Source organism: Rhizobium sp. USDA 3886, from assembly GCF_056279785.1.
This window is the reverse complement of sequence record NZ_JBWCDC010000001.1, coordinates 159,574-172,201: the sequence shown is the minus strand read 5'-3', so window position 1 is coordinate 172,201 and position 12,628 is coordinate 159,574. Positions and strand designations below refer to the sequence as shown.

The following is a 12,628-nucleotide window of genomic DNA, read 5'->3' as shown; positions in this document are numbered from 1 at the left end:
GGACGGAGCTTCCGCCCGGATAAGGGATCCGGACGGAAGGCTTCAGGCAGTCAACGGATCGGGTTCGTACTCAGGAGCCCTTGCCGCCGCACTTGCCCGTTGCAGCGTTGAAGTTGCCGCAGTTCATGGGCTTGCGCCAATCGGAGATCAGGTCCTTGGAGTCCGGCAGGAAGTCGGACCATTCGTCACCGACGACGGCTGACGTTTCCTGGACGATTTCGAACTGGCCGTCACCCTGGATTTCACCGATCAGCACCGGCTTGGTGATGTGGTGGTTCGGCATGACGGTGGCATAGCCGCCGGAAAGGTTCGGAACCGTGGTGCCGATGATGCTGTCGAGAACCTTGTCCGTATCCGTCGTTCCGGCAGCCTGGACGGCCTTAACCCAGGCATTGAAGCCGATATAGGCGGCTTCCATCGGGTCGTTGGTCACGCGCTTGTCGTTCTTAGTGAAGGCGTGCCACTCCTTGATGAACTTCTTGTTCGCCGGGCTTTCGACCGACTCGAAGTAATTCCAGGCAGCGAGATGGCCGACGAGCGGCTTGGTGTCGAGACCGGCAAGTTCTTCTTCGCCGACCGAGAAGGCGACGACCGGGATATCGGTTGCCTTGATGCCCTGGTTGCCGAGTTCCTTGTAGAAAGGAACGTTAGCGTCGCCGTTGATGGTGGAGACGACGGCGGTCTTCTTGCCGGACGAGCCGAATTCCTTGATCTTGGAAACTTCCGTTTGCCAATCGGAGAAGCCGAACGGCGTGTAGTTGACGATGATGTCTTCCTTCGGAATGCCCTTGGAGACGAGGTAGGCTTCCAGGATCTTGTTGGTCGTGCGCGGATAGACGTAGTCGGTGCCTTCGAGCACGAAGCGCTTGACGCCTTCCTTTTCCATCAGGTAGTCGACGGCCGGAATCGCCTGCTGGTTCGGAGCAGCACCCGTGTAGAAGATGTTGCGCGAAGACTCTTCGCCCTCATACTGAACCGGGTAGAAAAGCAGCGAGTTCAGCTCTTCGAAAACCGGCAGGACCGACTTGCGCGAAGACGAGGTCCAGCAACCGAAGACGGCCGCAACCTTGTCCTTCTCGATCAGCTCGCGTGCCTTTTCGGCAAAGAGCGGCCAGTCGGAAGCCGGATCAACGACGACCGCTTCGAGCTTCTTGCCGAGAAGGCCACCCTTCTTGTTCTGCCCGTCGATGAGCATCAGCATCGCGTCTTTCAGCGTCGTTTCGGAAATCGCCATGGTGCCGGACAGCGAATGCAGCACGCCGACCTTGATCGTGTCGTCGGCGGCAACCGCGCCGTGGAAGGCGGCTGAGGCCGCCATGACGGCGCCAAGCGCAGCACCCGTTACATAGGACTTGAGATTCATCTGGTTGAACTCCCCTCTTCTTGTTCCGCAACAGGCCGGAAACTGAAATTAACTGTTGCTTAAGGGACTATCGGGCGCTGCAGCGCAAAACCGTATACGCAATATGACGTAGAGGTGGGGGCGAAATGAGCAGATCGGGGAGGAACGGCATTCTGCCTCTTCCTCTTCTGCGGGGAGAAGATGCCCGTCAGGGCAGATGAGGGGATGGAGCGAAGCAACGTCTTGAGCGACAAGCGAAAGGCCGAACATACCGCGAAGCCCCTCATCCGGCCTTCGAGCCACCTTCTCCCCGGCGGGGAGAAGGGGAGAGCGCAGCTATCTGCCCGGTATATGCGATGATAGCCCTGCCCGACGGATGCCTCTATCTGTTATCCGTCGATCGTCAAGGTGACGGCTGTCGGGCCGTAGGCAACACTTGCTTTATGGCCCTCGACACTCACCTTGCCGAAAGTCCCGGTGACAGCATCCGCTTTCAGGAACTCGATCTTCGTGCCCGGCGCCGGCGCATAGCCGTCGGCAAGGGTCACGCGAAGTTCGCCGGAAAGTACCGCCTTGCCCTTGACGATGAGGCCGCCCTTGCCGCCTTCTCCGAGCGTCGGCTTCATCACGGCGCTGGCGCGCTGGCGATAGTCGCCGCCGACGGTCACTGGCTTTTCGGCCACCAGGATGAGCGAACCGCCGTCGACCGCCAGATCGCCGCTGCCGAAGACCGCCGGCGACAGGGCCGCCAAAGCACCCTCCTCCAGCACCGTGCCGCCGGTATAGCCATTAGCGCCGGAAAGCCCGAGGATGCCACCGCCGCGCTTGACGAGCCGGCCCGTGCCTTGAATGTCGTTCCTCCAGGTGTCCAACTCGTTGAAACCGCCCTTGGCTGCGTCCATCGTCACCGTCACCTCATCCTCGAACGCGCCGTAGCCGTCCGCGGCGGCGAAGAAGTTGAGGCGGCCGTAACCTTCCGCATCGTCGAGCAGCGGATAGCCCGAAGCGATTTCGGTGGTTTCCAGCACCGCGCGCCGCTGCTCGGCGTCGAGATAGGGCAGACGCGTTTCGAGGAGCACCTCAGCACCCTTCGGCACGCGCGGCGGCTGGTCGGTCGCGTCGACCGGCGCGAAACCGTAGGTCAGGCGTTGAAGCATATAGGCGCGGTTCGCGCTGCTGTCTGCGAAGCGGTCGTTGGCAAGCACCGCCGCATGCGACAAGGCGTCAAGACCGGCCTCGCCCGTCGCGCCGCTCTTCATGGCGAGCCAGGACTGCGCCTGGCGGTAAGCATCACGCTTCAATGCGGCATTCTCCGGCTTATTGAGGTTGTAGACGACCGTCGCGGTTGCGAGAACGCGGCCGCCCATGACGTCAAGCGGCGAATGCATACCGGCCAGTATGCGGCTCTCGCCCATTTCGCTGGCACGCGTCAGCATTTCCTGAAAGCGTTGCGGCACGAGATAGGCCATGGCGAGCGCATCGCGCCAGGCTTCCGCCGCATGCCCGCTCGGGAAACCGCCGTCTTCGGCCGGCTTGCCGCTCTTCGCTGGCTCAAGCGTCGGGAGGACCAACACATCCCTGCGCCAGCGATAGGGACGCGCATATTTGAAATAGCGCTTGGCGGCTTCTGTCGAGCCGTCGCCGCTTGCGGCGTTGATGAGGTCGACCGCAAGGCCCATGTCCGGGTTCGCATCGGTCTTGTTTTTCTCGTCAGCTTTGCTGCCGAGCCCGCGATTGTTTCCCTTGTCGTCGTACTTCACTGTCGTCGCGTCGGCGGCGACTTCCGTAATCGTCGTCGTCTGCTTTGACCCGGCCTTCCAGGCTTCCGTCAGCGGACCAAGGCCGTCGACAATGCTGACATTCTTACCTCGCCGGTCGTCGAGATAGGCGACGATGGCCTGCTCCGCCGTGCGCGCACGGGTCACCTTGATGACATAGGCGATATTCGCGTCGTGAACCGCCTGGTTGACGATATGGCCGTCGGTCGGGCTGAAGGGAATGCCGTCCCAATCGGTCTTGGCAACGGCCGGGCAATTGTCCTTGGCCGGCGCTTCGACGCCCGCATCGACGAACGGCGTGCGCGGCGTCCAGATATTCAGAAAGCCGGAGAGAAGATGCACCGCGGCATTGCTGTCTGCGCCCGAAAAGCAGGCATCGCCGCGCTTGTTGGTGACGCCGGCATCGACATAGGCCGGGGCCGACTGGGCACTTGCAAGCGACGGCACAACGGTCAGGAGAACGAGGAGCGCGGTGGTCAACCGGCAACGGCGCAAGACAGACATAATGGATTTCCGTATTTTTTAGGAAGAAATGCCGGAGTGGTAGGATTTCGTTGTGACAGAGGCGTTTCAAAAATATGGCTGTTCTATGAACTTGCGCGCCGCGCCTCTTGCGTTTTCCGTCATTCCTGCCAAAGCTGCCTATTCAATAATCATTTTATAGAGAGCGCTAGAAAATAGGCATGGCAGCGCGCCAACGCATCATTCCGGTGAGACGCGAATACAACCGCTGGGTCGCGAACCAGACGCTGGAAGACTATGCGCTGCGCTTCACCGCCAAGAGCGCCCGGCAATTTTCCTCGCAGCGCATCTCGCAGACGGCGATCGGCGCGATTTCCTTTCTCGCGCTCGAAGCGATCGGCGGCGCGATCACCCTCTCCTACGGCACGACCAACGCCTTCTTCGCGATCGTCGTCGCCTCGATCGCCATGCTGGCGATCGGCCTGCCGATCAGCCGCTATGCGATCAGGCACGGCGTCGACATCGATCTTCTGACACGCGGGGCAAGCTTCGGCTATATCGGCTCGACGATCACCTCGCTGATCTATGCCAGCTTCACCTTCATGCTCTTTGCGATCGAGGCTTCGATCATGTCCGGCGCGCTGGAGCTGACGCTCGGCATCCCGCTCTGGATCGGCTATATCATCAGCGCCGTCATGGTGATCCCGCTGGTGACCTACGGTGTAAAACTTATCAGTCGCTTCCAGCTCCTGACCCAACCGTTCTGGATCGTGCTCAACATCCTCCCCTTTATCTTCATCGCCTTTTTGGACTGGGAGAAGTTCGATCTCTGGCGCGCCTTTGCCGGCATCCGCCACGCATCCGGCCCGCCGGGCACGATTGCGGACTTTAATCTGATCGAGTTCGGCGCCGCCTCCGCCGTCATCCTGGCGCTCATGTCCCAGATCGGCGAACAGGCCGACTTCCTGCGCTTCCTGCCGCCGGACGGGCAGCGCAAATGGCGCCATCGGCTTGCCGTGTTTCTGGCCGGTCCCGGCTGGGTAATCATCGGCGCACCGAAGCTGCTCGCCGGCTCCTTCCTTGTCGTGCTGACGTTAAGCGCCGGCGTGCCCGTCGACCGCGCCGCCGATCCTGCGCAGATGTATCTGACCGCTTTCGGCTACATGATCCCCTGGCAGAATGGCGCATTGTTGCTGATGGCGGCCTTCGTCGTCGTCTCGCAGCTGAAAATCAACGTGATGAACGCCTATGCGGGCTCGCTCGCATGGTCGAACTTCTTCTCGCGCCTGACCCACAGCCACCCCGGCCGCGTCATCTGGCTGATCTTCAACGTCGCGATCGCCCTGCTTCTCATGGAACTTGGCATCTACCGGCTGCTCGAGGAAACGCTGGGCATCTTCTCGATCATCGCCATGGCCTGGCTCTGCACGATCTCGGCCGATCTCTTCATCAACAAGCCGCTTGGCCTTGCACCGCCCGGCATCGAGTTCAAGCGGGCGCATCTCTACGACATCAACCCCGTCGGCCTCGGCGCCATGGGCCTTTCGGCGACGGTGGCGCTGATCGCCCATTTTGGCGCCTTCGGGGTGATCGCCGCTTCGCTCGCACCCTACATCACGCTGGTGATCGCACTGGCCGCTTCGCCGCTGATCGCCTGGGCGACGAAGGGCAAGTTCTATCTGGCGCGCAAGCCGCGCCACAGCTGGAAAAACCTGACGAACATCACCTGCTCCGTCTGCGAGCACCCGTTCGAGCCGGAGGACATGGCCTGGTGCCCCGCCTATGCGGCGCCGATCTGCTCGCTCTGCTGCTCGCTCGACAGCCGCTGCCACGACATGTGCAAGCCGAAGGCGCGATTCAATACGCAGGTCGGCACCGTTGCCAAGGTCCTGTTGCCGGAAACGGTGGTCGAGAAGCTGACCACCCGTCTCGGACGTTATGGTATCGCCGTGGTCCTGGCCCTGACAGCGGTCGGCGCGATCCTTGCGATGATCGCCCATCAGGTCGCCTCTGCCTCGCCGGAAACGGCGGAGGTCGTCAACGGCACCATCCTGATCGTCTTCTTCGTCTTTGCCGTCATCGCCGGCGTCGTCTGCTGGTTCTACGTGCTGGCGCATGACAGCCGGGTCGTCGCCGAAGAGGAATCCTCGCGCCAGAATACCCTGCTGCTGAGAGAAATCGCCGCTCATAAGAAGACTGACGCAGCGCTTCAGAATGCCAAGGAGACGGCAGAGGCCGCGAACCGGGCGAAGAGCCGGTATGTCGTCGGCCTGAGCCACGAACTGCGCACGCCGCTCAACGCCGTTCTCGGCTATGCCCAGATTCTGGAGCGCGACGAGACCATCCCCGCGCCGCGCCAGTCGTCCATCAAGGTTATCCGCCGCAGCGCCGAGCATCTTTCCGGCCTGATCGACGGTTTGCTCGACATTTCCAAGATCGAGGCGGGCCGCCTGCAGGTCTATTCGAACGAAATCAACATCCGCGACTTCCTCGACCAGATCGTCGACATGTTCCGCCCGCAGGCGCAGGCGAAGGGCCTTGCTTTCAGCCATAACCGCTCTCCGTCCCTGCCGCACTTCGTCCGCACCGACGAAAAGCGCTTGCGCCAAATCCTGGTCAATCTGCTGTCGAACGCCATCAAGTTTACAGACAAGGGCAGCGTGACCTTCGATGTCGGCTATCGCAGCCAGGTCGCAACCTTCACCATTTCCGACACCGGCCGCGGCATTGCCGAAAAGGATCTAGGCCGCATCTACGAGCCCTTCCAGCGGGGCGAGGCCGACAATATTCGCCCCATGCCGGGGTTGGGATTGGGTTTGACGATCACGCAGCTCCTCACCAACACGCTCGGTGGCGAAATCTCCGTCAGCAGCGAGAAGGACAAGGGCTCGACCTTCCGCGTCCGCCTGATGCTATCGGCCGTGATGCGCGAGATGATCGCTCCGCCGCAGGAAAAGAAGATCGTCAGCTACGACGGCCCCCGCCGGACGATTGTCGTGGTCGACGACAACGAAGACCATCGCGAGATGATGCGGGAAATCCTGGTGCCGCTCGATTTCGTCGTGCTGACGGCGGGCAACGGCCCCGATTGCCTCACCCTGATCGAAGGCATCCAGCCGGACCTCTTCCTCGTCGACATCTCGATGCCCGGCATGAACGGCTGGCAGCTCGTCTCGCGCCTGCGCGAAACCGGCCAGACCTCCCCGATCGTCATGCTCTCCGCCAATATCGGAGACGCGGCCGCCGCCGCCGGCAGCGACGGCAGTCATAGCGACGCAATCGGCAAACCGGTCGATATCAGGCAGCTTCGCGACAAGCTGGCACTGCATCTTGGCCTGAAGTGGCTCTATGCCGACGCCGCCCAAGCGACCTTGCCCGTGGCGCAACCGCCGATGAAGAGTCCCGGTGCAGCGCATATCGACGAATTGCTCCGCCTCGGCGAGATCGGCTATATTCGCGGCATCGAAGCAAAGCTGGCAGACCTTGCCAAGGTGGCGGCAAATCAGCCATTTACGGATGAACTCCGCACCTATGTCGCCGCCTTCGACCTTGCCGGCTTCATGACCTTCCTGCACGACTTCGACGAAAAGGTAGACACCATTGGCTGAACCGGCCCTCCCCCGCGACATCGTTCTGCTGGTCGACGACTCGCCGGAGGCGCTGGGCTTTTTGACAGACGCGCTGGAACAGTCAGGTTTTTCCGTGCTGATCGCGACCTCCGGCTCTGCGGCCTTGAACATCGTCGAGCGCATCACGCCGGATCTGATCCTGCTTGATGCGGTCATGCCGGCCATGGACGGCTTCGAGACCTGCCGGCGGCTGAAGGCCAATGCTGCGGTCAGCCAGGTCCCGGTGATCTTCATGACCGGCCTCACGGAGACAGAACACGTCGTCCACGCGCTGGAATCCGGCGGCGTCGATTATCTGACCAAGCCGATCAATGTCGATGAGCTTCGCGCCCGCATTCGTGTTCACCTTCGCAATGCGCGCTCGGCGCAAAGCGCCCGTGTGGCTCTGGACGCCGCCGGGCGGCATCTGCTTGCGGCCAGGGGCGACGGCACTGTTCACTGGTCGACGCCGCAGGCAACCCGCCTCGTCAATGCCGCGACAGGCAGCGATGACGGCATGGAGATCGTCACCAGTCATATTGCCGAGTGGATGAAGGTGCGCGCCGCAGCCGGGCGCGATGCCGTCATCTCAATCGCGCATGCGGGTCAGGCAACGCTCCAGCTTGCCTTCCTCGGAACCATCGGACCTGACGAATATCTCTTCCGCCTGACCGCCGCCAATCAACGCAGCGACGACGTCGTGCTTCGCCAGCATTTTTCCCTGACCCATCGTGAATCCGAAGTGCTGCTCTGGATAGCCAAGGGCAAGGCGAACCGCGACATCGGCGAGATATTGGGCCTGTCGGCACGCACGGTGAACAAGCACTTGGAGCAGATCTATGTGAAGCTCGGCGTCGAGAACCGGGCGTCTGCTGCAGTCAAGGCAGCGCATGTGCTGCACGAGATATGAGCGTTCTGTGCAGCTTATCGAGACAGCCGCTGACACGACAAAGGCTGGAGATATGATCCGGAAAGCCACAGAACGGGATATCGCACGCATCGTGGAGATCCGAAACAGCGTTAGTGAAAACCGGCTATCCGATCCCGGCAAGGTTACACTCGACGATCTGCGTTGGTTTATTGCAAACCCGGGAATATTCGTCTGGGAACAGGATGGCGAGGTCCAAGGCTTTTCCGCTGGCGACCCGCGCAACGGCAACATCTGGGCGCTGTTTGTCGATGATACTTACGCAAAGCGCGGTATCGGAACGTCCCTTCTTGCCAGCGCCTGCTCGGCCCTGATGGATGCAGGCTATGATCGCATCAGGCTGACAACAGACCCCGGAACACGAGCCGAGAAGCTTTATCGCCAAGCCGGCTGGAAAGTGATTGGCGATAAAGACAACGAACTGCTCTTCGAACTTAGCCAACCCGGCACCGGTGTCTGATCGGCACGCATTCATCAATGGCGTTCACCCACGTCTTCGGGTTGGAAAGCATTTACCACGCTTGGGCAGTGATCCTTAAATCCTTTGCGCGTATGCAAGAGGAACCATAGGCCATTGCAACGCAGGCTCGGGCATGAAAAGCAGGCTTTACTATGTGGATCGGCTTAGGATCTTCGCCTTCGCGATCCTGCTCCTTTACCATTCGTCGGCGTCCTTTCTGCCTGACATGAACTGGCTGATCCACAGCGACAAGACAAGCGCCACGCTTTCGCTGGTCATGGACTTCCCGCGTGCGTGGCGGCTTGCGCTTTTGTTTTTCGTCTCCGGCATGGGAGCGGCCTTTACCTTCGGCTCGGCAAGCAGCCTTTCCTTCCTGCGCAAGCGCACGATGCGGCTGGTGATACCTCTCCTCTTTGCCATGGCAGTGATCGTCGTGCCGCAGGTTTGGTACGAGCGCATGTACGAGAACGGCTATCAGGGCTCACTTCTCGAATTCTGGATAACCCGCTACTTCACCGAAGGCCGTTATCCCAAAGGCAATTTCACATGGGCGCATATGTGGTTCGTCGCCTATCTGCTGGTCATGTCGGTGATCTGCTATCCCATATTCGGATATCTGGTACAGCCCGGGAACAAGATTGCAGCCTGGTTCGAACGCACTTCGAAAACCGGCTTCATCTATTTCTTCTTCCTGTTGCCGCTGGCACTCAACCTGGCGCTTTCGCCCTTCTTTCCGAAGCAAACGAATGCCCTCTACAATGACGGCGCGTGGTTTGCCGTTTGGGCGAGCTGGTTCGGACTGGGCTTCCTCATTGCCCGCCATCACAGCGCATTGATCGAGACGATCATTAGCCGGCGGTTCGTCAGCGCCGCAATCGCGCTGGCGACGACCGTGCTGCTTTATCGCTATGCCTGGATGGTCCCGGCCGACCAGGCGATCGGGAGCTATGCGCAAAATACGCCGCTGTTCAAGGCAGGGATATTCTTGCTGGCCTGGAGCATGATCCTGACGCTCGTCGGTTTTGCGGCCCATCATTTCAATCGCGAGAGCGCAAGGCTATCGGGGTTGAACCGTCTGGTGTTCCCGCTCTACATCGTGCATCAAACTGTAACGGTAGCCGCGCTCTACTATGTCCTGCCGCTCGACTTGCCCGTCACCGTAAGCTTCTTGATCATCACGGCCGCGACAATCCTGCTTTCGGCTCTGTTTGCCTTCTGCGTGGACTTCGTGCCCGGCCCGGCACGTATCCTGTTCGGTTTGAGCAGCCGCGGCAGCAGGACAGTTGCAGCAGGTGAGCCCGATCGTCAGCTCTCGCGGTAGGAGAACCTGCGCCGCATGGAGCGAAGTCAAACGATGCGATCCGGCGGCTCGCGCCCGTCAAAAAAGGCGCTGATGTTCTCCACCACCTTCATGCCCATTGCCGTTCGGGTCTCGGCCGTCGCGCTGCCCAGATGCGGCAGCACGACGACATTCTCCATCGCTTTCAACTTCTCCGGCACCTGCGGCTCGGCTTCATAGACGTCGAGCCCCGCGCCACGGATGGTGCCTGCCTCCAGGGCGCAGATCAGGGCCATCTCATCGACCACGTCGCCGCGCGCCGTATTGATCAGAAACGCGCCCGGCTTCATCGTCGCAAAGCGCGCCTCATTCATCAGATGTCGGTTCTCAGCGCCGCCGGGGCAATGGAGCGAAACGAAATCGGAAGCAGCAAGCACCTCCTCCATCGTCGCCAGCTGCAGCGCGCCATAGCGTTCGGCCTCATCGTCATCGATCTTGGAACGATTGTAGAAGACCACGTTCATCCCGAAGCCGGAATGGCAGCGCTGTGCAAAGGCCCTTCCGATGCGGCCGAAGCCGATGATCCCAACCGTCTTGCCGGTCACCTTCGTGCCGATCATATGCGTCGGGCACCAGCCTTTCCACGCGTCGGCGCGAACTTCGCGTTCCCCCTCGCCGCCGCGGCGGGCAACGGCCAGCAGGAGCAGCATGGCGATATCCGCCGTGCAGTCGGTAAGCACACCGGGTGTATTCGTGACCAGGATGCCTTTTGCCTTTGCGGCAGCGATATCAATGTGATTGTAGCCGACGCCGAAATTGCCGAGGATCCGCGTGCGAATGTCACGCTCGAAAACGCTGGCCGGCAGCTTGTCGGAAACGGTCGGCAGGACCGCATCATAATCCGCCATCGCCTGCCGTATCTGCCCGAGGCCAAGCGGAACATCTTTCTCGTTGAAGGTCACGTCGAAACGTTCGGCAAGCGCGGCTTCTGCTGCGGCGGGCCAGCGGCGGGTGACGAGGATGCGCGGTCTGGACATTGGTGCTTCCGTCTCAAAATTCTTCGCCTCAAAGAACTAGAGGATGGCCGCAAGAATTGAAACGCCTGTCCAAAAAGAAAGAAGCCCGGTCTCGACCGGGCTTCCGTAAACGGTACTGGACCGTGCAATCGAAGCTTACATACCCTGTGGGAAGTAGCTGTACTTGCCGTCCGGACCCTTCTTCCATTCGTACATGATGTAGCCCGGGATTTTCGGGTCGCCCTTTTCGTCGAACGAGATGTCGCCGAGAACGGTTGGGAACGGACCCTTTTCCTTCATCGCGGTTGCAACGGCTTCCGCATCGGTCGAACCGGCCGCCTTGGCAGCACCGACGATCGCCTGAACGGCAGCGTAGGAGTAGAGCGTGTAAGCTTCCGGGTTGAAGCCGGCAGCCTTGAACTTCTCAACGAGTTCCTTGTTGGCCGGGTTGAGCGTCGGATCCGGGCCGAAGGTATTCAGCGTACCGGCAACTGCGTCACCAGCGATGGAAGCAAGTTCGTTCGAGACGATGCCGTCACCGGAAACGAGCGTTGCCTTCAGGCCCTGGTCGGCAGCTTGGCGGATGATGAGACCGGCTTCAGTGTGCAGACCACCCCAGTAGATGATCGAGACGCCGGCTTCCTTCATCTTTGCGATGAGGGCGGAGAAATCCTTGTCGCCGACATTGATGCCTTCATACATGGCTTCCGTAACGCCGGCAGCGTTCAGAGACTTCTTGGTCTCGTCGGCAAGACCCTGACCGTAAGGTGTCTTATCGTGAACGACAGCGATCTTGGCGTCCTTGAAGTGGTCGGCAAGATACTTGCCGGCAATCGCGCCCTGCGCGTCGTCACGGCCGCAGGTGCGGAAGGTGTTCCACAGGCCGCGCTCGGTGAACACCGGGTTCGTTGCAGCCGGGGTGATTTCGAGGATGCCGTTTTCAGCATAGACTTCAGACGCCGGGATCGAAACGCCCGAGTTGAAGTGGCCGACAACGAACTTCACGCCGTCAGCGACGAACTTGTTGGCAACCGAAATGCCCTGCTTCGGGTCGGAGACGTCGTCGCCGAGTTCGAGCTTGATCTGCTCGCCGTTGATGCCGCCTGCGGCATTGATATCAGCGGCTGCCTGCTCAGCACCCTTCTGAAGCTGAGCGCCGAACGCAGCGTTCGGGCCAGTCAGAGGACCGCCGACGCCAATGAGAACGTCGGCCCAGGCGTTGCCACTGAAGGCGACCATCGCCGTCAGAGCCACTGCCGACAGAAGAGACTTCTTCATATTTTTACTCCCAATTTTTGGGCGGGTTCCGGTCCAAGACCCGGCGCATTACCCACCATTCACTGCGCCAGGAAAGCTGTTCCACTCTGAAGGCAATTCATGCCTAGTTTCAACGGACTGTCAATGTTTGTCCTTCCACGAGAACGCAGAAGTTTTTTCGTACAGCCAGTAATAGTTGTTGACCATCTGATTGGTGCGGCGATAGCGGAAACCCACCGTCGAAAAGACGAGTAGCAGCACAAAATCGATGACGTAAAAGAAGACGCTGAGCATCGGCCCGTTGAAGAGCGCGTGATGCAGAAACTGCATCACCCAGGCGAGCAGGAAGGTGTAGACGACAACCAGCGGATAGTCGCTCCAGCTTTCAGCTGCAGCCTTGCCGGCACGCCACGCCGTCCAGAATCCGATCAGCATGACCAGGCCGCGGATGACCATCCGCACGCCCGTATCCGGCTCAAAGAAAAGTCCCTGCATATC

The 12,628-nt window shown here is 60.5% G+C and carries 9 protein-coding genes; 4 read left to right on the top strand and 5 right to left on the bottom strand.

Going from position 1 to position 12,628, the window contains the following annotated elements; translation table 11 throughout:
* Window positions 1-70: 70 nt before the first annotated feature.
* Together urtA and ACZ9BX_RS00840 are read right to left on the bottom strand one after the other, a co-directional pair.
* Window positions 71-1,363: an urea ABC transporter substrate-binding protein gene (urtA, locus tag ACZ9BX_RS00845; protein WP_476215045.1), complete on the bottom strand. Its 1,293-nt coding sequence runs from the start codon at window positions 1,361-1,363 to the stop codon at window positions 71-73.
* Window positions 1,364-1,731: 368 nt separating this feature from the next.
* Window positions 1,732-3,624, bottom strand: a complete 1,893-nt coding sequence (locus ACZ9BX_RS00840) for an acid phosphatase (protein ID WP_476215044.1) — start codon at window positions 3,622-3,624, stop codon at window positions 1,732-1,734.
* A 179-nt stretch (window positions 3,625-3,803) separates the two neighbouring features.
* Here ACZ9BX_RS00840 and ACZ9BX_RS00835 point away from each other — a divergent pair, with 179 nt between their 5' ends.
* The 4 genes from ACZ9BX_RS00835 to ACZ9BX_RS00820 all read left to right on the top strand — a co-directional run bounded on the left by ACZ9BX_RS00835 (window position 3,804) and on the right by ACZ9BX_RS00820 (window position 9,899).
* Window positions 3,804-7,190: a hybrid sensor histidine kinase/response regulator gene (locus ACZ9BX_RS00835; protein WP_476215043.1), complete on the top strand. Its 3,387-nt coding sequence runs from the start codon at window positions 3,804-3,806 to the stop codon at window positions 7,188-7,190.
* Entirely contained in the window at window positions 7,183-8,100 is a 918-nt protein-coding gene (locus ACZ9BX_RS00830; protein ID WP_476215041.1) for a response regulator, read from the top strand. Before ACZ9BX_RS00835 ends, ACZ9BX_RS00830 begins: the two co-directional genes overlap by 8 nt.
* A gap of 52 nt (window positions 8,101-8,152) precedes the next feature.
* On the top strand, window positions 8,153-8,578 hold the full coding sequence (locus ACZ9BX_RS00825; protein ID WP_476215039.1) for an N-acetyltransferase family protein: 426 nt from the start codon (window positions 8,153-8,155) through the stop codon (window positions 8,576-8,578).
* Between the two features lie 133 nt (window positions 8,579-8,711).
* Entirely contained in the window at window positions 8,712-9,899 is a 1,188-nt protein-coding gene (locus ACZ9BX_RS00820; RefSeq protein ID WP_476215037.1) for an acyltransferase family protein, read from the top strand.
* A 26-nt stretch (window positions 9,900-9,925) separates the two neighbouring features.
* On the opposite strand, the gene ACZ9BX_RS00815 is transcribed toward ACZ9BX_RS00820, so the two are convergent.
* The 3 genes from ACZ9BX_RS00815 to ACZ9BX_RS00805 all read right to left on the bottom strand — a co-directional run bounded on the left by ACZ9BX_RS00815 (window position 9,926) and on the right by ACZ9BX_RS00805 (window position 12,625).
* On the bottom strand, window positions 9,926-10,894 hold the full coding sequence (locus ACZ9BX_RS00815; protein ID WP_476215035.1) for a 2-hydroxyacid dehydrogenase: 969 nt from the start codon (window positions 10,892-10,894) through the stop codon (window positions 9,926-9,928).
* A 135-nt stretch (window positions 10,895-11,029) separates the two neighbouring features.
* The gene (locus ACZ9BX_RS00810; protein ID WP_476215034.1) at window positions 11,030-12,151 is read right to left on the bottom strand and encodes a branched-chain amino acid ABC transporter substrate-binding protein; all 1,122 of its coding nucleotides are present in this window, start codon (window positions 12,149-12,151) and stop codon (window positions 11,030-11,032) included.
* Window positions 12,152-12,271: 120 nt separating this feature from the next.
* Window positions 12,272-12,625: a DUF6867 family protein gene (locus ACZ9BX_RS00805; RefSeq protein ID WP_132564169.1), complete on the bottom strand. Its 354-nt coding sequence runs from the start codon at window positions 12,623-12,625 to the stop codon at window positions 12,272-12,274.
* Window positions 12,626-12,628 lie beyond the last annotated feature (3 nt).

Coding starts and splice junctions, on each gene's coding strand:
- urtA (WP_476215045.1), bottom strand. CDS start 1,363: ATGAATCTCAAGTCCTATGTAACGGGTGCTGCGCTTGGCGCCGTCATG.
- ACZ9BX_RS00840 (WP_476215044.1), bottom strand. CDS start 3,624: ATGTCTGTCTTGCGCCGTTGCCGGTTGACCACCGCGCTCCTCGTTCTC.
- ACZ9BX_RS00835 (WP_476215043.1), top strand. CDS start 3,804: ATGGCAGCGCGCCAACGCATCATTCCGGTGAGACGCGAATACAACCGC.
- ACZ9BX_RS00825 (WP_476215039.1), top strand. CDS start 8,153: ATGATCCGGAAAGCCACAGAACGGGATATCGCACGCATCGTGGAGATC.
- ACZ9BX_RS00820 (WP_476215037.1), top strand. CDS start 8,712: ATGAAAAGCAGGCTTTACTATGTGGATCGGCTTAGGATCTTCGCCTTC.
- ACZ9BX_RS00815 (WP_476215035.1), bottom strand. CDS start 10,894: ATGTCCAGACCGCGCATCCTCGTCACCCGCCGCTGGCCCGCCGCAGCA.
- ACZ9BX_RS00810 (WP_476215034.1), bottom strand. CDS start 12,151: ATGAAGAAGTCTCTTCTGTCGGCAGTGGCTCTGACGGCGATGGTCGCC.
- ACZ9BX_RS00805 (WP_132564169.1), bottom strand. CDS start 12,625: ATGCAGGGACTTTTCTTTGAGCCGGATACGGGCGTGCGGATGGTCATC.